Below are 21,598 nucleotides of genomic sequence, written 5' to 3'. Positions count from 1 at the left end.
GAGTTACGGAACCCATGGACGCTGTGACCCAGGTCCCCGCCCCCGTCAACGAGCCGGTGCACGGCTACGCCCCCGGAAGCCCCGAACGGGCCCGCCTGGAGGCCAAGCTCAAGGAGCTGGCCGACAACCCGATCGACCTGCCCTGCACCATCGGCGGCGAGAAGCGGATGGGCGGCGGCGAGCGCTTCGACGTCGTGCAGCCGCACAACCACAAGGCCCGCCTCGGCACCTACGCCAACGCCACCCGGCAGGACGCCCAGGACGCCATCGACGCGGCCCTCGCCGCCGCCCCCGCCTGGCGCGCGATGTCCTTCGACGACCGTGCGGCGATCATCCTGCGCGCCGCCGAGCTGCTGGCCGGCCCCTGGCGCGAGACCATCGCCGCCTCCACCATGCTCGGCCAGTCCAAGACCGCCCAGCAGGCCGAGATCGACAGCCCCTGCGAGCTGGTCGACTTCTGGCGCTTCAACGTCCACTACGCGCGCGGCATCCTCGCCGAGCAGCCCCCGGCCAACTCCCCGGGCGTGTGGAACCGTCTCGACCACCGGCCGCTGGAGGGCTTCGTCTACGCGATCACGCCCTTCAACTTCAGCGCCATCGCCGCCAACCTGCCGACCGCGCCCGCGCTGATGGGCAACGTCGTGGTGTGGAAGCCGTCCCCGACGCAGACCCACGCCGCCGTGCTGCTGATGCGGTTGCTGGAGGAGGCCGGGCTGCCCAAGGGCGTCATCAACCTGGTCACCGGCGACGGCCTGGAGGTCTCCGAGGTCGCCCTGAACCACCGCGACCTGGCCGGCATCCACTTCACCGGCTCCACCAAGACCTTCCAGCACCTGTGGAAGACGGTTGGCCAGAACATCGAGAAGTACCGCACCTACCCGCGCCTCGTCGGCGAGACCGGCGGCAAGGACTTCGTCGTCGCCCACCCGAGCGCGGACCGCGCGGTGCTGAAGACCGCGCTGACCCGCGGCGCGTTCGAGTACCAGGGCCAGAAGTGCTCGGCCACCTCGCGCGCGTACATCCCGGCCTCGATCTGGAACTCCGGCTTCAAGGAGGAGTTCGCGGCCGAGGTGGACGGCATCCCGATGGGTGACGTCACCGACCTGTCGAACTTCATCGGCGCCGTCATCGACGAGCGGTCCTTCGCGAAGAACAAGGCCGCCATCGACCGCGCCAAGGAGGACCCGGCCTGCACGATCGTCGCGGGCGGCACCTACGACGACTCGGTCGGGTACTTCGTCCGCCCGACCGTCATCGAGTGCACCGACCCGGAGAACGAGGTCTTCCGCACCGAGTACTTCGGCCCGATCCTCGCCGTGCACGTCTACGAGGACGAGAAGTACGACGAGATGCTGACCCAGATGGAGTCGGTGTCGGACTACGCCCTCACCGGCTCGGTCATCGCGAACGACCGCGCGGCGGCGGCGTACACGATGGAGAAGCTGCGCTACGCGGCCGGCAACTTCTACATCAACGACAAGTCGACCGGCGCCGTGGTCGGCCAGCAGCCCTTCGGCGGCGGCCGGGCCTCCGGCACCAACGACAAGGCGGGCGCCCCGCAGAACCTGATGCGCTGGACGCTGACCCGCGCCATCAAGGAGACGCTGGTCCCGCCGACCGACTACACGTACCCGCACATGGGCTGACGCCCTCCCGGACGCGAACGGGCCAGGTCACCCCCCCCGACCTGGCCCGTTCGTGTGTCCGAACGCGGAAGAACCGCAGGTCAGGGCGGTGTGACCCACTCCACCGTCTCAAATAGTAGGAAGCCCAAGTAATTGTGCAGACAGGCGCCTGTCGCGCCCTTACTTTTGTAGGAGCCGAACGCGTCGCTCGATCCAGCGAACGGCGGTTGTGAGCCGGTCCCGTGCAGGCGACCCCTGCGGCCGCGACTCCCCGCCCCTTCCGGCGTCTCGTCACCCTCCGCGCGTCTCCGAGTCCGCGCGCCTCTTCGAAGGAGTCGATCCGTCATGCCCGAGACGACCGCCCGCCGCGTCCGCCGTTCCGCCCGCAGCGCCGAGAACGACCGCAGGAACGCCGCCGCCGCGCTGCAGCGCGCCCTCGACCGCCGGGACAACGGCGGCTCGACCGGCCACTGAGCCGTCGTCGGCCGGCCGCTGACACGCCCGAGGCGTCCGTATGCCGGACGCCCCATGTCATCCCGTGGGACGAGGAGTAGGGTGCCCGCATGTCTCGCAGCATCGATCTCGCAGTGATCCCCGGTGACGGCATCGGCCAGGAGGTCGTGGCCGAAGGCCTGAAGGTCCTCTCCGCCGTCCTCCCGCAGGATGTGAAGCTGGAGACCGAGGAGTACGACTTCGGCGCCCGGCGCTACCACGCCACCGGTGAGACCCTCACCGACGCCGACCTCGACGCGCTCCGGCGGCACGACGCGATCCTGCTCGGCGCCATCGGCGACCCGGGCGTCCCGTCCGGAGTCCTCGAGCGCGGCTTCCTGCTGAAGCTCCGCTTCGCCTTCGACCACCACGTCAACCTGCGCCCGTCCAAACTCCTCCCGGGCGTCGCCACGCCGCTCGCCGGACAGCCCGAGATCGACTTCGTGGTCGTCCGCGAGGGCACCGAGGGCCCCTACACGGGCAACGGCGGCACCATCCGCAAGGGCACCCCGCACGAGGTCGCCACCGAGGTCTCCGTCAACACGGCCTTCGGTGTCGAGCGGGTCGTCCGCGACGCCTTCGCCCGCGCGCAGGCCCGTCCGCGCAAGAAGCTGACGCTGGTCCACAAGAACAACGTGCTGACCTTCGCCGGCCACCTGTGGACGAACGTCTTCACCAAGGTGGCCGAGGAGTACCCGGACGTCACCACCGACTACGTCCACGTCGACGCCGCGACCATCTACCTGGTCACCGACCCCGGCCGTTTCGACGTGATCGTCACCGACAACCTCTTCGGCGACATCATCACCGACCTCGCCGCGGCCGTCTCCGGCGGCATCGGCGTCGCGGCCTCCGGCAACATCAACCCGAGCCGTGAGTACCCGTCCATGTTCGAGCCCGTGCACGGCTCGGCCCCGGACATCGCCGGCCAGGGCAAGGCGGACCCCACCGCCACGGTCCTGTCCGTCGCCCTCCTGCTGCGCCACCTCGGCCACGACGCCGAGGCCGCCCGCATCGAGGACGCCGTCTCCGCCGACCTCGCGGAGCGCGGCGGCCTGCCCGCCCGCAGCACCTCGCAGATCGGCGACGCCCTCGCCGCACGCGTAGCCGGCTGACCCGGCGCCCACCTCGACACACTCGAAGCCGCCGGGTCGCATCCGCACCCGGCGGCTTCGACGCGTTCTCCCGCCGGGTGCCGTCAACGACCACCGGGCCGCATTCACCCTGTTTCTTCCGCCGCCTCCGCCGGGCGATAATCGAACGCGGAGCCGCGGATTGAGGGAATGCTCGGACGTCCTAGTACTGGCCACGGGCCGTACGGGCGTGTGCGCGGCCCGTCACTACAACCGGTGAAGGACAAGCACTCATGACGACGCCCACGATCGAGCTCAAGCCCTCGGCCCACCCCCTCTCCGACGCGGAACGCGAAGCGATCCTGGCCGGCCCCGGCTTCGGCCGCCACTTCACCGACCACATGGTGACGATCAAGTGGACCGAGGGCCGCGGCTGGCACGACGGCCAGCTCGTCCCGTACGCGCCGATCCCCCTCGACCCGGCGACCACGGTGCTGCACTACGCGCAGGAGATCTTCGAGGGTCTCAAGGCCTACCGGCAGCCCGACGGGTCCGTCGCCACGTTCCGCCCCGAGAAGAACGCCGAGCGGTTCCAGCGGTCCGCCCGCCGTCTCGCCATGCCGGAGCTTCCGGTCGAGACGTTCATCGAGGCGTGCGACGCCCTGGTCGCCCAGGACCAGGCGTGGGTGCCGGCGCACGGCGGCGAGGAGTCCCTCTACCTGCGCCCCTTCATGATCGCGACCGAGGTCGGGCTGGGCGTGAAGCCCGCCAACGAGTACCTGTTCCTGGTGATCGCCTCCCCGGCCGGCGCCTACTTCCCGGGCGGCGTGAAGCCGGTCTCCATCTGGGTCTCCGAGGACCGCGTCCGGGCCGTCCCCGGCGGCATGGGCGACGCCAAGACCGGCGGCAACTACGCGGCCTCCCTGCTCGCGCAGGCCGAGGCGGCCGCCAAGGGCTGCGACCAGGTCTGCTACCTCGACGCCGTCGAGCACACGTGGGTCGAGGAACTGGGCGGCATGAACCTGTACTTCGTGTACGGGAACAAGATCGTCACGCCGACCCTCACCGGGTCCATCCTGGAGGGCGTCACCCGTGACTCCCTGCTGGCCGTCGCCCGCGACCTCGGATACGAGGCGGTCGAGGAGCGCGTCTCGGTCGAGCAGTGGCAGCGCGACGCGGAGAACGGCACCCTCACCGAGGTCTTCGCCTGCGGCACGGCCGCCGTCATCACGCCCGTCGGCACGGTGAAGCGGGCGAGCGGCGAGTGGCAGCAGAGCGGCGGCGAACCGGGCGAGGTCACCCTCCGCCTCCGCCGGGCCCTTCTCGACATCCAGCGCGGCACGGTGGAGGACAAGCACGGCTGGATGCACAAGCTGACCTGACGGAAGGGGGGCCAGGGCCGTCGCCCCGGCCCCCCTCCCGTCCCCCTCGGGGCCGCGCCCCGGCCCGCCGCGGGGCTGCCCTCCTTCCGGCCCCGCCCCGGGACCGCGCCGCCCTTGTCCCCGGTCACGGCCGGGGCCGGGTCCCGCCCCGGCCCTGTCCGGGATCCCGCCGCCGGCCCCGCTTCGGGCCGCCGGGGCGGGACCCGACCCGCGGACGCCGGCCGTCACGCCGTCCGGCTGCGCGCCCTGCTCGACGGTCCGGCCGTCCACGTCGCGATCGGCCCGCGCGGCGCCGGCCGGCCCCGGGCCCCGGCCCACGCACGGAAGTCGCTCGACGAGACGATGCTCGCGGGCGCCCGGGCCCCGCCCGGAAAGCATCGGGCCGCGTCTCATCGCGCCACGCCGGCCGCCCGCATCCTGAGACGGGCGGTGAGCGGGAGGGCGGTGTGTGTCAAAATCCCCCCGTGCTCTCGTTCGCCACGATTATTGGCAGCAGGCGCGCCGGTCCGCAGTGACCGCACGTACGACACCGTACGGGCGGACACCGTCGTCCTCGACCCGCGCGCAGACCTCTCGCACCCGCGAGGGGTTTTTCTGTTTCTCGGCCCACCCGCAGCCGGGAACCGGGCGCGAGGGACCATGGGGGAACGGTGGAACCGGTCATTCCGGTAGACCGAGATCCAGTACAGGAGCCTTCAGACCATGACCGCAACCAGCGAGCCCGACGACTCGTTCCACGTCTTCGACACCACCCTGCGCGACGGCGCCCAGCGCGAGGGCATCAACCTCACGGTCGCCGACAAGCTGGCCATCGCACGGCACCTGGACGAGTTCGGCGTGGGCTTCATCGAGGGCGGCTGGCCCGGCGCGAACCCGCGGGACACCGAGTTCTTCGCCCGGGCCCGGCAGGAGATCGAGTTCCGCCACGCCCAGCTGGTCGCCTTCGGCGCCACCCGCCGCGCCGGCACCACCGCCGACCAGGACCCCCAGGTCAAGGCGCTCCTCGACTCCGGCGCGCAGGTGATCACGCTGGTCGCCAAGTCCCACGACCGGCACGTCGAGCTCGCCCTGCGCACCACCCTCGACGAGAACCTGGAGATGGTCCGCGACACCGTCTCCCACCTCCGCTCCCAGGGCCGCCGCGTCTTCGTCGACTGCGAGCACTTCTTCGACGGCTACCGCGCCGACCCCGCGTACGCCAAGGCCGTGGTCCGCGCGGCCGCCGAGGCCGGCGCCGACGTCGTCGTCCTGTGCGACACCAACGGCGGCATGCTCCCCGCGCAGATCCAGGCCGTGGTCGCCACCGTGCTCGCCGACACCGGCGCCCGTCTCGGCATCCACGCCCAGGACGACACCGGCTGCGCGGTCGCCAACACCCTCGCCGCCGTCGACGCGGGCGCCACCCACGTGCAGTGCACCGCCAACGGCTACGGCGAGCGGGTCGGCAACGCCAACCTGTTCCCGGTGGTCGCCGCGCTGGAGCTGAAGTACGGCAAGAAGGTGCTCCCGGACGGCCGGCTGCGCGAGATGACCCGCATCTCCCACGCCATCGCCGAGGTCGTCAACCTCACCCCCTCCACCCACCAGCCCTACGTCGGGGTCTCCGCCTTCGCGCACAAGGCCGGACTGCACGCCTCCGCGATCAAGGTCGACCCGGACCTGTACCAGCACATCGACCCCGAGCAGGTCGGCAACACCATGCGCATGCTGGTCTCCGACATGGCCGGCCGCGCCTCGATCGAGCTCAAGGGCAAGGAACTCGGCATCGACCTCGGCGACGACCGCGAACTGGTCGGCCGGGTCGTGGAGCGGGTCAAGGAGCGCGAGCTCAAGGGCTACACCTACGAGGCCGCCGACGCCTCCTTCGAGCTGCTGCTGCGCGCCGAGGCCGAGGGCGGGCCGCTGACGTACTTCGAGGTCGAGTCCTGGCGCGCGATCGTCGAGGACCGCCCCGACGGCACCCACGCCAACGAAGCCACCGTGAAACTGTGGGCGAAGGGCGAGCGCATCGTCGCCACCGCCGAGGGCAACGGCCCGGTCAACGCCCTCGACCGCGCCCTGCGGGTCGCCCTGGAGACGATCTACCCGCAGCTCGCCAAGCTGGAGCTGGTCGACTACAAGGTGCGCATCCTGGAGGGCAAGCACGGCACCCAGTCCACGACCCGCGTGCTGATCTCCACCTCCGACGGAGCGGGGGAGTGGTCGACGGTGGGCGTCGCGGACAACGTCATCGCCGCCTCCTGGCAGGCGCTCGAGGACGCCTACGCCTACGGCCTGCTGCGCGCCGGGGTGGAGCCCGCCTGACCCGGCCCGGCGCGGCGGATCCCGCGGCCTGAGACGTCCGGACCGGAGGGCAGAAGGAATGCCCACCGGTCCGGATGTCCGTTTCGCGACGTATTCGGGTAGCGTCGAACATATGAAGGTCGCACTGATGCGCACCCTTGTCCGTCTGTTGATCGTGCCGGTGGCCGCCGCACTGGCGGTCCTGATGGCCGGTGCGCCGGGGGCGCAGGCGGCCACGGACGTCTCCGTCGTCGCCGAGAAGCTGCGCGAGAGCCCCGTCTACGTCGATCCCGAGGCCCGGGACATCCTGTCGGAGTCCGACGCCGAGGCCCTCGCCGACAAGATCGAGGACGCCGACAAACCCGTCTTCGTCGCCGTCCTCCCGGCCGACTTCCCCACCCAGAACCTCTTCCGCGACCTGCGCACCGAGACGGGCGTCACCGGCCTGTACGGCGTCCGGCTCGGCGACCGCTTCGACGCCCGCGCCGACAGCAGTGTGCTCAGCCGGCAGGGCGTGGCCAACCTGGTCGGGTCCGTGCAGGGCGCCGGGGACGCCAAGGCCCAGCTCAACGACTTCGTCGACAGCGCCCTGCGCAACATCGGCGGCGGCGGGCCGAACTCCTGGAGCGACGGTTCCGGTGAGGTGCCCGTCGGCGGGCTGATCACGGTCGGCGCCCTGGTGGCGGCCGGCGGCGCGGGCGCGTACGCGGTGTCCCGCCGCCGCAGGCGCCGCCACGAGGAGGAGCAGACGGCCGCGCTGGAGAAGCTGCGGGTCGTGGTGGACGAGGACATCACCGCGTTCGGCGAGGAACTGGACCGCCTCGACTTCCACCCGGGCGAGCCCGGGGCGGACGACGCGATGCGCGCGGACTACGAGCGCGCGCTGGACGCCTACGAGAAGTCCAAGGCGTACATGGCGGCGGCCCGCAAACCGGAGGACGTCCGGGCGGTGACCCAGGCCGTGGAGGACGGCCGGTTCGCGCTCGCGTCGCTGGCCGCCCGCCGGGAGGGCAGGCCGGTGCCGGAGCGCCGCCCGCCGTGCTTCTTCGACCCGCGCCACGGCCCCTCCGTCGCCGACGCCCGGTGGACCCCGCCCGGCGGGACGGAGCGTGAGGTGCCGGTGTGCGCGGCCGACCGGGCCCGCCTGGCCGACGGGCGCGATCCCGCGGTCCGCGAGGTCGACACCGAGTACGGCCGCCGTCCCTACTGGGAGGCCGGCCCGGCGTACGGCCCCTGGGCCGGCGGGTACTTCGGCGGCGGCCTGCTGCCCGGCCTGCTGGTCGGCACCATGCTCGGCGGCATGATGGCCGGCCCCGGCTACGCGGCCGGGTACGGCGCCGGGTACGGCGACTTCGGCGGCTACCAGGGCGGCGACGTCTCCGGCGCGGACTTCGACGCCGGTGACTTCGGCGGCGGGTTCGGCGGAGGCGGCGACTTCGGCGGGGGCGGCGGGTTCGGCGGCGGCGGCGACTTCGGCGGAGGCTTCTGACCGACGGCGGCGCGCGACCGGGGGCCGGGACACGTACCGCCCGGGGCACACGAAGCCGCGCGCGTCCGTGCGCTTTTCGGGCACATGCGTCCCCACGCGCTTTCCAGGCACATGACGAGCGCCCGCCCTCCGGTACCGGGGGAGCGGGCGCGCTCGGATGCGGCGGGGCGTCAGGCCTTGCGGATCGCCGAGATGTCGAAGTTCAGCTTGATCTTGTCGGAGACCAGCACGCCACCCGTCTCCAGGGCCGCGTTCCAGGTCAGATCCCACTCGGAGCGGAGGATCTCGGCCCTGCCCTCGAAGCCGACGCGCTCGTTGCCGAACGGGTCCTTCGCGGCGCCGTTGAACTCCAGGTCGATGGTGATCGGCCTGGTGGTGCCGAGGATGGTCAGGTCGCCGGTGATGCGGTAGTCGTCACCGCCCAGGGCCTCCGCCTTGGTGGAGCGGAAGGTCATGTCCGGGAACTCGTCGGTCCTGAAGAAGTCCGCGCTCCTCAGGTGACCGTCGCGGTCGGCGTTGCCCGTGTCGATGCTGTTCATCACCACGTCGATCGAGGCCGTCGACCTGCTCGGGTCCGTGCCGTCGAGGTGCAGCTCGCCGGAGAACTCCGAGAAGTGGCCCTTGACGTTGGTGACCATCGCGTGGCGCGCGACGAAGCCGATCGTGGTGTGCGCGGGGTCGAGCGTGTAGTCGCCGGTCAGCGCTGCCAGGTCCGGGCTCACCGCGGAGCCGGTGGCGCCCTTGTCGTCGTCCTTGCGGCCGAAGAGACCCATGGTGTTCCTCCTGGGGGACGGGAAGATTCAGTTGAAGGTTCAACTAGCTTGCACGGCCCACCGTAGACCCATTCCCTTCAATCTTCAACATTTTTCAGGAAGCTGTCGCGATCCGTTCGCCCGGACGAAAAGGGAGGACCGACCGGACCCGGGCCGGACCTAGCCGGGCAGCCGACGGGCCGGTGCGCCCTGGGTCGCGCCGCGGGTGTGGACGTACAGCGCGCGCCGGTCGCCCACGTCGAGCCGCTGGGGGAGCGGCAGCTCGTGACGCACCGGACGCGCGTGGTCGGCGAGCTGCCGGCGCGGGTCGTACACCTGGTTGAACTTCCACAGCATGCGGGCGAAGTTCGTCTGCCCGTGCGCCAGGTTCCGGGCCAGCACCCGCGCCGCCCCGAACGCCGTGCGCAGCCCCAGGTGCTTGCGGTTGATGACCGCCTGGGTGCGCACCAGCTCCTCGTAGAAGCGGTCCAGCGGCAGCGTGGTGGGCACCACCGCGTGCTGGATGTCGAACAGCCGGTAGTCGCGGGTGGTGAGCCGGCGCGACTCGGTGTGCCAGATCTCCGTGCCCGGGTACGGCGTCATCACCGTGAAGTGCACGATCTCCGGCACGGCCATCGCGAACTCCCGCACCACCCGGAAGCGTTCCTCGTCCCAGGCCGGGTCCACGATCAGGTTGACGGCGACCTTGATGCCCATCCGCCGGGCCGTCTCCAGCGCCTTCAGGTTCTCGTCCGGGCTGACCCGCTTGCGGTACAGGTCGAGCCCCTCGGCGTCGATCGCCTCCATGCCGAGGAACATGTACCGCAGCCCCAGCCGCGCCCAGCGCTCGAACACCTCCGGGTGGCGCAGCAGCACGTCCGAGCGGGTCTCCAGGTAGTACCGCTTGCGGATCCGGCGCCGCTCGACCTCCGCCGCGATGGCGTCGCCGTGCTCGGGCCGGATGAACGCCACGTCGTCGACGATGAACACGTTCGGCTCGCGGATCGCCGCGAGGTCGTCCGCCGCCGCCTCCGGGGACGCCTTGCGGTAGCTGCGGCCGTAGAACGTCCAGGCGGAGCAGAACGAGCAGTCCCAGGGGCAGCCCCGGGTGAACTCGACCGACGCGCACGGGTCCAGTTCGCCGATGAAGTAGCGGCGCCGGCCGCGCGTCAGGTCCCGGGCCGGCAGCGGCTCGTCGATGCCGTGCAGCATCAGCGGGGCGGGGCCGCGCCCCGACGCCGTGACGACACCCGGCACCCCGTCCACCCCGCCGTCCCGCACCGCCTCGAGCAGCGGTCCGACGGCGGGCTCGCCCTCGCCCCGCACCACGGCGTCCACGGCGCCCTTCGCCTGCTCGATGACCTCCTGGGCGACGAACGAGACGCTGTGGCCGCCGAGGAACACGAAGCACTCCGGCAGCTCCTCCTTCACCCGCTCGGCCAGCCGGATCGCCTCGGGAACGTTCGCCAGGTAGTTCAGGGAGATGCCGAGCGCCTCCGGGCGGAACGACCGCACCTCGTCGCGCAGCCGCCGCACGCTCAGCACCTGGAGATCGACCACCCGGACCTCGTGACCCGCCTCGCGGGCGGCGCCGGCCACCCGCTCCAGGCCCAGGGGTTCGAGCCGGAGGAAGATCTCGGAGTACATCAGGGCGCTGGGGTGGACGAGCAGCAGGCGCATCAGGGGACCTCGTCACTGTGCCGGGGAAGGGGCGGAACGTCCCTTTCGTAACCCGGCGCGTCCGGGCGCGTACGGTCCATACGCCCGCATGGCCCATCCGGCGGCACGCAGGAGTGGCCCCGCCGCGCGGCGGGAGCGGCCCCGCGACCGCACGGGTCACGGGCGGCGGAACCCGCGGGCGGGCCCCGCCGGGGCCGCCGCGAACGGGCCGCTGCGCTGGCGCGGCCCCCCGGGCCGGGGGTGTCCTGGATGGCGAGGCCCGCAGCGACAGCGCATGGGAGACCGACTCGTGACCACCACCGGCTCCGATTCCACCTACGACCCCCCGGCGGACCCCGCCGCCTCCGCCGCGGCCGCGGCACTCGGCCGGACCCCGCCCCGCACCGACCGGCGCGTCGCCCTCGTCACCGGCGCGTCCTCGGGCATCGGCGCGGCCACCGCCCGCCGCTTCGCCGCCGGCGGATGGCACCTGCTGCTCAGCGGACGCGACCGGCGCCGGCTCGAGGAGACCGCGTCCGGCACGTCCGCGGTCCTGCTGCCCGCCGACCTCGCCGCACCGGACGGGGCGAAGATGCTGGCCGAGGCCGCGCTGCGGGAGGCCGGACGGATCGACCTGCTGATCGCCGGGGCGGGCATCGGCTGGGCGGGCCCCTTCCTGACCATGCCGCACACCGACATCGACCGGGTGCTCTTCCTCGACCTCAACGCCACCCTGCACCTGGTCCGCGAGGTGCTGCCCGCGATGGTGGCGGCCGGGAGCGGCCGGGTGGTGCTCGTCGGGTCGGTGGCCGGCGCGGTGGGCGTCCGCGAGGAGGCGGTGTACTCCGCCGCCAAGGCCGGACTGGCCGCGTTCGCCGAGGCGCTCCGGCAGGAGCTGCGCGGCACCGGCGTCGGCGTCACCCTGGTGGTGCCCGGCCCCGTCGAGACCGGCTTCTTCGCCCGCCGAGGCCGCCCCTACCACCGCTCCCACCCGCGCCCCACCTCGCCCGGCCGGGTCGCGGCCGCCGTGTGGGACGCGGTCGGCGAGGCCCGCGACGACACCTACATCCCGTCCTGGCTGACCCTCCCGCCGCGCGTCCGCGCCCTCACCCCCGGCCTCTACCGCCGGCTCCTCGACCGCTTCGGCTGAGGCCGTGTGCGTCCCCGCCCGCGCGGGTAGGCACCCCGTGTTCCCGGCGCGGGGAGGGCAGGGACGTGACACGGCGACCGCCGACGGGGGACCCGTACGACACCCTGCGCCGGCGCTGGGCCGGCCTCGCGCTCGGCGCCGGCTACGACCCGGCCGCCGAGCCGTACGCCTCCCGGCTCGCGGAGACGGGCGAGCGCGCCCGCGCCTTCCGGGCCGCGACGGACCCCGCTCCCGGCCGGCTCTGGCCCGACCTGCCCTTCGACCCGCCGTCCGGTGTCACCGCGACCTGCGCACGCCTGTGGACCATGACCCGGGCCTGGGCACAGCCCGGCACCGGCCTGACCGGCGACCCCGGACTGGCCGAGGACGTCCTGCGCGGCCTCGACCACCTCACCGCCACCGTCTGGCGCCCCGGCGTCACCCCCTACGGCAACTGGTGGGAGTGGCGGATCGGCACGCCCCGGCTGCTCACCGACCTCCTCGCCGTCCTCCACGAGCGGGCGGGCCCCGGGCGGACCGCCGCCGTCTGCGCGGCCGTCGACCACTTCGTCCCCGGCTCCGCCCTCACCGCGTACACCGGCGGCTCCACCGGCGCCAACCGCGTCGACCTGTGCCGCGTCGTCGCCCTGCGCGGCGTCCTCGGCCGCGACCCGGAGCGGATCGCCCTCGCCCGGGACGCGCTCTCCCCGGTCTTCCGGCACGTCACCGAGGGGGACGGCCTGTACGCCGACGGCTCGTTCGTGCAGCACGCCCGGGTCGCCTACTCGGGGACGTACGGGCAGGTGCTGCTCGACGGGCTGGGGCGGCTGTTCGCGCTGCTCGCCGGGTCGCCCTGGGAGATCACCGACCCGGCCCGGCGGCACGTCCTCGACAGCGTCGAACACGCCTTCGCTCCACTGATCCACGACGGACTCGTCATGGACGCCGTCAACGGCCGCGCCGTCAGCCGGGGCCGCCTCACCGGCGACGACGAGCACGTCATGCGCTCCGACCACTACCACGGCGGCCTGCTGACCGCGTCGGTCGCTCTGCTCGCCGAGGGGGCGGACCGCGCGCGGCGCGAGCGGTGGCACGCGCTGGTGAAGGGCTGGATCGCGCGCGACACCGTCTGCGACCTGCTGACCGCCCCCCAGTTCGACGTGGCCGACCTGGCCCGGCTGCGGGCGATCGCCGAAGGACCCACGGCCCCCGCGCCCGCACCCGTCGGGCACCGCCTCTTCGCCGCCATGGACCGCGCCGTCCACCGCCGTCCCCGCTTCACCGCGTGCGTCGCCATGGCGAGCGACCGCATCGCCCACTACGAGTGCGGCAACGGCGAGAACCCGCGCGGCTGGCACACCGGCGCCGGAATGGTGTCCTGGTGGGCGGCCGGCCACGGCGACCAGTACACGGACTGGTTCTGGCCCACCGTCGACCCGTACCGCCTCCCCGGCACCACGGTCTCCACCAAGCGGCTGCCGGACGGCGCGGGCGGCGAGTGGGGCGAACCCGTGCCGGACGTCCGCTGGGTCGGCGGCGCCACCGACGGCACGTACGCGGTCGTGGGCCAGCACCTCAAGGGCCTCGGCTCCACCCTGGAGGCCCGCAAGGCGTGGTTCTTCCTCGCGGACGTCGTCGTCTGCCTGGGCGCCGGCATCACCGGCGCCGACGGCGTGCCCGTCGAGACGGTCGTCGACAACCGCAATCTGGGGGAAGCCGGCACGGCCGTCCTCACCCGCGGCCCCGGCTGGGCGCACCTGGAGGGACACGGCGGCTGGATCGTCCTCGACGGCGAACTGCACACCCTGCGCGAGGACCGCACCGGAGCCTGGTCCGACATCAACGCCGACGGCCTGCCCGAACGCCGTACCCGCCGCTGGCAGACCCTCTGGCTGGACCACGGCACCGACCCGGCCGGCACCCGCTACGCCTACGTGCTCCTGCCGGGCGCCGCCCGCGGCGAAGTGGCCCGCCGCGCCTCCGGCCGGGGATGGCTGCGCGTCCTGGCCAACGACGCCTCACGGCAGGCCGTCGACGTCCCCGCGCCGGGTCTCACCGCCGCCGCCTTCTGGCGTCCAGGAAGCGCGGGAGGGCTCACCGTCTCCCGCCCGGCCGCCGTGCTGCTCCGCCGCCGGGGGCGTACCGCTAGGCTCTGCGTGAGCGACCCGACCCGAACGGGCGAACCGGTGGAGATCGAATGGGATCACCCCGTACGGGAGGTGGTCGACGCCCCGGACACCGTGGAGATTCTGGCCACCGGACCCCGGCTGCGGCTGCGCGTCACTCCGGGGGAGGCATGCGCGACCCATATGTGTGAGGCGACTCTCAGCCGAAGCCGTTTGTGCGACCCCGACAAGCACGAGGGCCTCTGAGCAGTCGGAACGCCTGCACGGCCCCTGGTTCTGTTCACTGCTACCAGGAAAACACCCCGGACACTGTGAGGAGTCGACGGCTCGCAATCAGCGGCGGGCTTCGTAAGGTCACTACATGACCGTTTTGGATGAGGCGCCGGGCGAGCCGACCGACGCGCGCGGACGCGTGGCCGAACTGCACGAGATCCGTGCCCAGGCACTGGCCGGCCCGAGCGAGAAGGCGACCCGGGCGCAGCACGCCAAGGGGAAGCTGACCGCGCGGGAGCGCATCGAACTGCTGCTGGACGCGGGGTCGTTCCGTGAGGTGGAGCAGTTGCGCCGGCACCGGGCGACCGGCTTCGGTCTGGAGGAGAAGAAGCCGTACACCGACGGTGTGGTCACCGGCTGGGGGACGGTGGAGGGGCGGACGGTCTTCGTCTACGCCCATGACTTCCGGATCTTCGGCGGTGCGCTGGGCGAGGCGCACGCCACGAAGATCCACAAGATCATGGACATGGCCATCGCGGCCGGTGCGCCGCTGGTGTCGCTCAACGACGGTGCGGGCGCCCGGATCCAGGAGGGCGTGTCCGCGCTCGCGGGGTACGGCGGGATCTTCCAGCGCAACACCAAGGCCTCGGGTGTCATCCCGCAGATCAGTGTGATGCTGGGCCCGTGCGCGGGCGGTGCGGCCTACAGCCCCGCCCTGACGGACTTCGTGTTCATGGTCCGTGAGACCTCGCAGATGTTCATCACCGGACCCGACGTGGTCAAGGCGGTGACCGGTGAGGAGATCACGCAGAACGGCCTGGGCGGCGCGGACGTGCACGCCGAGACGTCCGGCGTGTGCCACTTCGCCTACGACGACGAGGAGACCTGCCTCGCCGAGGTCCGCTACCTCCTCTCCCTGCTCCCGCGGAACAACCGGGAGAACCCGCCCCGCGTGCCCTGCGGCGACCCGGTGGACCGTCGCGGCGACACGCTCCTCGATCTCGTCCCCGTGGAGGGGAACCGCCCGTACGACATGGCGAAGGTGATCGAGGAGGTCGTCGACGACGGCGAGTACCTCGAGGTCCACGAGCGGTGGGCGCGGAACATCATCTGCGCGCTCGCGCGGATGGACGGCCAGGTCGTCGGCATCGTCGCCAACCAGCCGCAGGCCCTGGCCGGCGTCCTGGACATCGAGGCCTCGGAGAAGGCCGCCCGCTTCGTGCAGATGTGCGACGCGTTCAACATCCCGATCCTGACCTTCCTGGACGTGCCCGGCTTCCTGCCGGGCGTGGACCAGGAGCACGGCGGCATCATCCGCCACGGCGCGAAGCTGCTGTACGCGTACTGCAACGCCACCGTGCCGCGGATCTCGCTGATCCTGCGCAAGGCGTACGGCGGCGCGTACATCGTCATGGACAGCCAGTCCATCGGCGCCGACCTCACCTACGCCTGGCCGACGAACGAGATCGCGGTGATGGGCGCGGAGGGCGCGGCGAACGTCATCTTCCGCCGTCAGATCGCCGAGGCCGAGGACCCCGAGGCCATGCGGGCCCGCATGGTCAAGGAGTACAGGTCCGAGCTGATGCACCCCTATTACGCCGCCGAGCGCGGGCTGGTCGACGACGTGATCGACCCGGCCGAGACCCGCGAGGTGCTGATCCGTTCGCTGGCGATGCTGCAGACCAAGCACGCCGACCTGCCGTCCCGCAAGCACGGCAACCCGCCCCAGTAACTGGGAGAACAGACGATGACGACACCTGACATCCGCGTCGAGAAGGGTCACGCCGAGCCCGAGGAGGTCGCCGCGATCACGGCGATCCTCATGGCCCGCGCGGCGACGCCGCAGACCGCTCCGGCCCACCGGGGCCGCGCCCGGGCCGGCTGGCGCCGCCTGGAACGCGAGAACGGCTTCCGGGCGCCCCACAGCTGGCGCTGACCCCGAGGGGCCCCTCCTTTCCGAGGAGGGGCCCTTCTGCGATCTCCCTCAGGGGGTGGGGAACCGCGCGAGCGACCATCCACGATCCGCGTCCGGCGTCGCACAGAACCGCGCACCCCGGTGGCCGTACCCACGGAAACAGCCCCCGCACCGAAAAGCTGCGGGGGCTGTTCTCGCGTGAGGGGCGTCCTCAGCGCAGGCGTGCCATCAACGCGTGCTCCACGAGCGTGATGAGCGTCGACTTGGCGTCCGCCCGATGCCGCGCGTCCGTCGTGATGATCGGCGTGTCGGGCCCGATCTGGAGAGCCTCCCGGACCTCGTCCGGCGAGTACGGCTGCTGCCCGTCGAAGCCGTTGAGGGCGATGACGAAGGGCAGTCCGCTGTTCTCGAAGTAGTCGACCGCGGGGAAGCAGTCGGCGAGGCGCCGCGTGTCGACGAGGACGACCGCGCCGATGGCGCCGCGCACCAGGTCGTCCCACATGAACCAGAAGCGGTCCTGGCCGGGCGTACCGAAGAGGTACAGGATCAGGTCCTGGTCCAGGGTGATACGGCCGAAGTCCATGGCCACCGTGGTGGTGGTCTTGTCCCCGGTGTGGGTGAGGTCGTCGATGCCTGCCGAAGCAGACGTCATGACGGCCTCCGTGCGCAGCGGGTTGATCTCCGAAACGGCCCCGACGAACGTGGTCTTGCCCACGCCGAAGCCACCCGCCACCACGATCTTCGCCGAGGTGGTGGAGCGGGAAGGACCGCCGCTAGAGCTTGCGAAGTCCACTGAGCACCCTTTCGAGCAGTGTCACGTCTGGCTGGCCGCCGGCGTTCTCGTCGCCGCCGGGCTGATGGATGGCGACCAGTCCCGCCTCCGCCAAGTCGGCGACGAGGATCCTGGCCACGCCGAGAGGGATGGTCAGCAGGGCCGAGATCTCGGCCACCGACTTGATTTCCCGGCAGAGGTTGCAGATCCGCTGATGCTCGGGCAACTGGCCCTGCATCTGGTGCGGCTGCGCGGTGGTGTGCACCAGCGCCTCGATGGCGAGCTGGTACCGCGGCCTGGTACGTCCGCCCGTCATCGCGTACGGGCGCACCAGGGGATTGTTCGCTGCCCCGGAGGGCGTCGGCTCGGGTGCCCGGCGCTGCGGCTGCACGGGCTGGATGCGCGGGCTCTGCGGCTGGTCGTACGGCGAGGGGCCGGGGCCCTGGGGCGCGTACGGCTGCTGAGGCGTGGAGGGGTAACCGTAGAGGTTCTGGGAACCGTCGTTCTGACCCTGGGCAGGGCCGTACGACCAGTTGCCCGCCGATGAACCGTCTGGGGGTGTTGCCACTTTCTCCTCCTCCGACTGTGCCTGGCACCCATCATGTGGAGCCGCGTCCCGAAACCTTAAGGCTCCGGGACGCCATAGCGCACCGTCCGTCTGTCAGTTGAGAAGGCTCCCCTGGAGCTCCGCCCGAAGGTCCGGCGTGAGGACCGTACCCGCTCGGTCGACCAGAAGGGCCATCTCGTAACCGACGAGACCGATGTCCGCCTCGGGGTGTGCGAGAACCGCGAGCGACGAACCGTCGGAAATGGACATGATGAAGAGGAATCCCCGCTCCATCTCCACAACCGTCTGATTCACGCTGCCGCCCTCGAAGATCCGAGAGGCGCCGGCCGTGAGAGAGGTCAGGCCGGAGGCGACGGCCGCGAGCTGGTCGGCGCGGTCGCGGGGGAAGCCTTCGGACATCGCCAGAAGGAGTCCGTCGGCGGAGACCACCACCGTGTGGGACACCCCCGGGGTGTTGTCCACGAAGTTGGTGATCAACCAGTTCAGGTTCTGTGCCGCCTGGCTCATCGGGCTCACACTAACGCTCCTGGTCGTAGGTGCTGTCAGGACCGAAGCCCTGGCCGTTCGTTTCACTGCCTGCGGTGCGGCCTCTTTGGACACCGCGCCGCAGGTTGCTCAGCCTGCCCCGGACGTCCTCCGGGGCACGGGAGACCTGTGGGCCTCCCTGGGGGGTCGTTTCGGCGGCTCCCTGGACCAGGTTGGCCTTCGGGACCCTCCGTGGCAGGCCGGAGGAGGTCACTCCGCCCGCCTTGGGCTTCCGGAGCTGCGAGGCCTGCTGCCAGCGCTCGTCGTTGGCCGAGCGCCAGTCGCTGTCGCCGTTGCTCTCCGGAGCGGTGGCCGGCGGCTCCTGGTTCCCGCGGTCCGCGCCGTTCGCGGTGGCCCCGCGGCGCGGAAGCCCGGCGTCGGTGAGCTCGTGGGCCTCGGAGGAAGCCGGTCCCGGACGGTCGAAGCCTACGCTGTCCGGCTCACGCGCGTCAGCGGCCTGCGAGGATTCCCCCTCCGGCGTCTGTGCAGGGTACTGGTCCTGGTAGCCGTTGTGGTAGCCGTCCTGCTGCGGCCAGTCGTCGTCCTGACGCCGCTCGCCGAAGGCCGGGAAGGAGCCCGTGGCGCCCGCGGGCGCCTGGCCGCCGCGGCCCGGCTCGGCGTAGGAGCCGTTCTGGTAGCCGCCGTTCTGCGGGAAACCGCCGGTCTGCGGGAAGCCGTCGCCCTGCGGCAGGTCGCCGTTCGGCGCGTAGTAGCCGTCGCCGTACGTCTGCTGCTGGTCGCCGTAACCGCCCTGCCGGCCGTCGTCGTACGCCTGCTGGTCGTACCCGCCGCCCTGCTGGTCCTGGTAGCCGCCGCCCTGCTGGTCCTGGTAGCCGTCGTAGCCCTGACCGTTGTCGTAGCCCTGCTGCCGCGCGGCGAACTCGTCCTGGTAGCCGCCCTCGGCGCCCTCCTGGGCGTCCCCGGCGGCCGGCTCGCCCGGCTGCGGCTGCGACTCCAGGGCCGCACGGCGACCCTCGCGCATCAGGGACCGGCCGACCGGGTCCAGCTCGCGGATGTCGTCGGGGACGTCCGCGTAGCGGCTGTCGTCGAAGCCCAGCTCCGCGGCGGTGCGCATCGGCTGGCCGAAGCTCTCACCCTGGACGTTCTGCTCCGGGATGATCTGCGAGACCGTGAACTCGTCCTGGGCCGGCGCCCCCTCGCCGCCACCGCCGTGGGTGATGGCGTCCGGCAGCATGACCAGCGAGGTGGTGCCGGCCTGCTCGCCCGAGGGGCGGAGCTGGACGCGGATGCCGTGCCGGTCGGACAGCCGGCCGACCACGAACAGACCCATGCGCTGCGAGATCGCGGCGTCCACGGTCGGCGGGTTGGCCAGCTTGTGGTTGATGTCCGCGAAGTCCTCGGCGGTGAGGCCGATGCCCTTGTCGTGGATCTCGATCATGACGCGGCCGTCGGGCAGACGGGTCGCGGTGACGCGCACCTTCGTCTGCGGCGAGGAGAACGTGGTGGCGTTCTCCAGCAGCTCGGCGAGCAGGTGCACGAGGTCGGTGACCGCGCGGCCGTGGATCTCGGCCTCCGGCACGCCGGACAGCTCGATGCGCTCGTACTGCTCCACCTCGGAGGAGGCGGCGCGCAGCACGTCGACCAGCGGGACCGGCTGGTCCCAGCGGCGGCCCGGCTCCTCGCCGGCGAGGACCAGGAGGTTCTCGCCGTTGCGGCGCATACGGGTCGCGAGGTGGTCCAGCTTGAAGAGGTTCTCCAGCTGGTCCGGGTCGGCCTCGTTGTTCTCCAGGTCGGTGATCAGGGTCAGCTGGCCCTCGATCAGCGACTGGTTGCGGCGCGACAGGTTGGTGAAGATCGCGTTGATGTTGCCCCGCAGCAGGGCCTGCTCGGCGGCGAGCCGGACGGCCTCGCGGTGGACCTGGTCGAAGGCGCGTGCGACCTCCCCGATCTCGTCCGTGGAGTTGATCGGGATGGGCGTGACGTTGGTGTCCACCCGGCCGGGGTCGGTCCGGGAGAGCTGGTCGACCAGCATCGGCAGGCGCTGCTCGGCGATGCCGAAGGCGGCGTTGCGCAGCTGGCGCATGGACCGGCTCATCTGGCGGGCCACCATGCCGGCCAGGACGAACGCGGCGAGCAGCGCGAGGACGACGGCGGCGCCGGTGATGAAGGCGTCCCGCTGGGCGTCGGAGGCGATCTGCACGGCCTCGTCCACCGCGGTGTTCGCGAGGTCGGACTCGATCTGGCGGTAGCCGTCGAACTTGAGGGTGTTCATCGCCCACCAGTTCTCGGGCGTGATGCCCTGGGCGGCGAGGTCCTCACGGGCGGACTCGTCCGTGGTGGACAGCCGGCCCAGCTCGGAGATCATCGTCTCCGACTTGGCGGGCGGCGGGACGTAGTCCGGGTCGGCCTGCGCGGCCGCCTTGGCCATGGCGGCGCCCTCGGCCTGGATGCGCGCGGTGATCTCCTGCAGCTTGGCGTTGTCCGCCTCGGTGCCGCCGCCCTTGTACTCCTCGAGGGCGATGCCCTCGAGGTAGGCGTACGACAGGAAGGCCACGCGCTGGCTGGCGAGCTGGCTGTCGGTCGGGCCCGGCTTCGTCAGCAGGTGCATGCCGATGGCGCGCTCCAGCGACAGGGCGGACTTGGTCAGCGAGATCGCGTAGACCGTGCGGCCGTAGCTGGTGATGTTGCCGGCGCCGAGGTTGAGCTCGTTGGCGATCTCCATCAGGGGGTGGGCGACGGCGACGTAGCCCTCCTCCGTCTCCACGCCCTTGAGCTTGGAGGTGTAGGCGGCGGCGCGCAGCGCGGACAGCTTGGGCTCGGCCTCGCGGACGAGCTTCAGCCGGCGCTCCAGACCGGGCTTGGCCGGCACGTTCCGCGCGGCCTCGTCGAAGGCGTCGGCGGCCTCGTCGGTCGCCTCGCGCGCCTTGGTGACGTCCGGGTCGCCCTGGCCCTTGCCGGTCAGCAGCGGCACGGCGCTGACGTCGCGCTCGTTGTAGAGGGCGTTGGCGTACGTGAGGGAGGCCCGCACCAGGCGGGCGGTGTTCTCGGCGTCCTGCGCCTCGGTCCACGTGTCGATCGAGCTCTTCACCTGGAAGCCGCCCATGACGAGGCCGACCAGCACGGGTATGAGCAGGATCGCGTTGAGTTTGGTGGTCACGCGCCAGTTCCGCGGGGACATGCGTCCCCCGCCCTGAGCGGGCGCGGCCTTCGACTCGGGGCCGGGCACGGGGGCGGGCGCCGCTGTGCGCGGCGGCGGCGTGAAGTTGCCCCGGGCCGACGGCTCGGGACTGTTCTTGCTTCGCCTCACTCGACCAACAACCTCTCGGCGGTCGGCACCTTCGTCGTGCCGCAGTGTCTCAGAGCCCGGCATGCCATCGACTACTGAGTACGTCTTTGACCCATGGGCGGTTCAGGCATTCCAGCATGCCGACCAGCGCTCATCCAAACATGGAAAGGCGAGGATCCCGAGTGATGTAAGTCCCAGATAAAACGGTCATAAAGAGCGAGCGCCGTCAAAAGGCGAGGCCTTCATGCGCGCAGCGATATCGCGCGACCGCGTCGCGTGTCGGCCTCACCCGATTCCTCTGCCGAAACGTTATGAACACCGGTGCCGGCCGTGTCCAAGGACACAGCC

General features: G+C 72.0%; 16 protein-coding genes. 10 read left to right on the top strand and 6 right to left on the bottom strand.

What is annotated here, in order from left to right:
• Positions 1 to 14: 14 nt before the first annotated feature.
• From pruA to C1708_RS09745, 6 genes are all read left to right on the top strand, one after another.
• Positions 15 to 1,646, top strand: a complete 1,632-nt coding sequence (gene pruA, locus C1708_RS09765; RefSeq protein ID WP_106412287.1) for an L-glutamate gamma-semialdehyde dehydrogenase — start codon at positions 15 to 17, stop codon at positions 1,644 to 1,646.
• Between the two features lie 324 nt (positions 1,647 to 1,970).
• The gene (locus C1708_RS35635) at positions 1,971 to 2,099 is read left to right on the top strand and encodes a hypothetical protein (protein WP_274543349.1); all 129 of its coding nucleotides are present in this window, start codon (positions 1,971 to 1,973) and stop codon (positions 2,097 to 2,099) included.
• An 89-nt stretch (positions 2,100 to 2,188) separates the two neighbouring features.
• The gene (locus C1708_RS09760; protein ID WP_106412286.1) at positions 2,189 to 3,232 is read left to right on the top strand and encodes a 3-isopropylmalate dehydrogenase; all 1,044 of its coding nucleotides are present in this window, start codon (positions 2,189 to 2,191) and stop codon (positions 3,230 to 3,232) included.
• 251 nt (positions 3,233 to 3,483) lie between these two features.
• A complete protein-coding gene (locus tag C1708_RS09755) occupies positions 3,484 to 4,572 on the top strand; it encodes a branched-chain amino acid aminotransferase (protein ID WP_106412285.1) in 1,089 nt (362 codons plus the stop codon).
• Positions 4,573 to 5,274: 702 nt separating this feature from the next.
• The gene (gene cimA / locus C1708_RS09750) at positions 5,275 to 6,876 is read left to right on the top strand and encodes a citramalate synthase (protein ID WP_106412284.1); all 1,602 of its coding nucleotides are present in this window, start codon (positions 5,275 to 5,277) and stop codon (positions 6,874 to 6,876) included.
• Positions 6,877 to 6,988: 112 nt separating this feature from the next.
• Positions 6,989 to 8,344, top strand: coding sequence for a hypothetical protein (locus C1708_RS09745; RefSeq protein ID WP_106412283.1), 1,356 nt, complete (start codon positions 6,989 to 6,991; stop codon positions 8,342 to 8,344).
• A 170-nt stretch (positions 8,345 to 8,514) separates the two neighbouring features.
• Here the strand turns inward: C1708_RS09745 and C1708_RS09740 are convergent, their stop codons facing one another.
• Entirely contained in the window at positions 8,515 to 9,117 is a 603-nt protein-coding gene (locus tag C1708_RS09740; protein WP_106412282.1) for a YceI family protein, read from the bottom strand.
• A 159-nt stretch (positions 9,118 to 9,276) separates the two neighbouring features.
• Complete coding sequence (gene hpnR, locus C1708_RS09735) at positions 9,277 to 10,776, bottom strand: hopanoid C-3 methylase HpnR (protein ID WP_106412281.1); 1,500 nt, start codon at positions 10,774 to 10,776, stop codon at positions 9,277 to 9,279.
• 289 nt (positions 10,777 to 11,065) lie between these two features.
• Between hpnR and C1708_RS09730 the strand changes: the two genes are divergently transcribed.
• From C1708_RS09730 to C1708_RS09715, 4 genes are all read left to right on the top strand, one after another.
• Complete coding sequence (locus tag C1708_RS09730; protein WP_106412280.1) at positions 11,066 to 11,905, top strand: SDR family NAD(P)-dependent oxidoreductase; 840 nt, start codon at positions 11,066 to 11,068, stop codon at positions 11,903 to 11,905.
• Positions 11,906 to 11,970: 65 nt separating this feature from the next.
• Entirely contained in the window at positions 11,971 to 14,256 is a 2,286-nt protein-coding gene (locus C1708_RS09725) for a polysaccharide lyase 8 family protein (protein ID WP_241911211.1), read from the top strand.
• 115 nt (positions 14,257 to 14,371) lie between these two features.
• The gene (locus C1708_RS09720; protein ID WP_106412279.1) at positions 14,372 to 15,955 is read left to right on the top strand and encodes an acyl-CoA carboxylase subunit beta; all 1,584 of its coding nucleotides are present in this window, start codon (positions 14,372 to 14,374) and stop codon (positions 15,953 to 15,955) included.
• A gap of 15 nt (positions 15,956 to 15,970) precedes the next feature.
• On the top strand, positions 15,971 to 16,159 hold the full coding sequence (locus C1708_RS09715) for an acyl-CoA carboxylase subunit epsilon (protein ID WP_106412278.1): 189 nt from the start codon (positions 15,971 to 15,973) through the stop codon (positions 16,157 to 16,159).
• 190 nt (positions 16,160 to 16,349) lie between these two features.
• Here C1708_RS09715 and C1708_RS09710 read toward each other — a convergent pair whose 3' ends face one another.
• The 4 genes from C1708_RS09710 to C1708_RS09695 all read right to left on the bottom strand — a co-directional run bounded on the left by C1708_RS09710 (position 16,350) and on the right by C1708_RS09695 (position 21,271).
• Positions 16,350 to 16,931: a GTP-binding protein gene (locus tag C1708_RS09710; RefSeq protein ID WP_044384251.1), complete on the bottom strand. Its 582-nt coding sequence runs from the start codon at positions 16,929 to 16,931 to the stop codon at positions 16,350 to 16,352.
• The gene (locus C1708_RS09705) at positions 16,912 to 17,478 is read right to left on the bottom strand and encodes a DUF742 domain-containing protein (protein WP_106412277.1); all 567 of its coding nucleotides are present in this window, start codon (positions 17,476 to 17,478) and stop codon (positions 16,912 to 16,914) included. Before C1708_RS09705 ends, C1708_RS09710 begins: the two co-directional genes overlap by 20 nt.
• 93 nt (positions 17,479 to 17,571) lie before the next feature.
• On the bottom strand, positions 17,572 to 17,985 hold the full coding sequence (locus tag C1708_RS09700; protein ID WP_033321188.1) for a roadblock/LC7 domain-containing protein: 414 nt from the start codon (positions 17,983 to 17,985) through the stop codon (positions 17,572 to 17,574).
• A 10-nt stretch (positions 17,986 to 17,995) separates the two neighbouring features.
• Complete coding sequence (locus C1708_RS09695; protein WP_198602440.1) at positions 17,996 to 21,271, bottom strand: nitrate- and nitrite sensing domain-containing protein; 3,276 nt, start codon at positions 21,269 to 21,271, stop codon at positions 17,996 to 17,998.
• Positions 21,272 to 21,598 lie beyond the last annotated feature (327 nt).

It is taken from the genome of Streptomyces sp. DH-12, from assembly GCF_002899455.1.
Lineage (GTDB): Bacteria > Actinomycetota > Actinomycetes > Streptomycetales > Streptomycetaceae > Streptomyces.
Note: the sequence above shows the minus strand (reverse complement) of the source record. Positions and strands in the feature narration are given on the sequence as shown.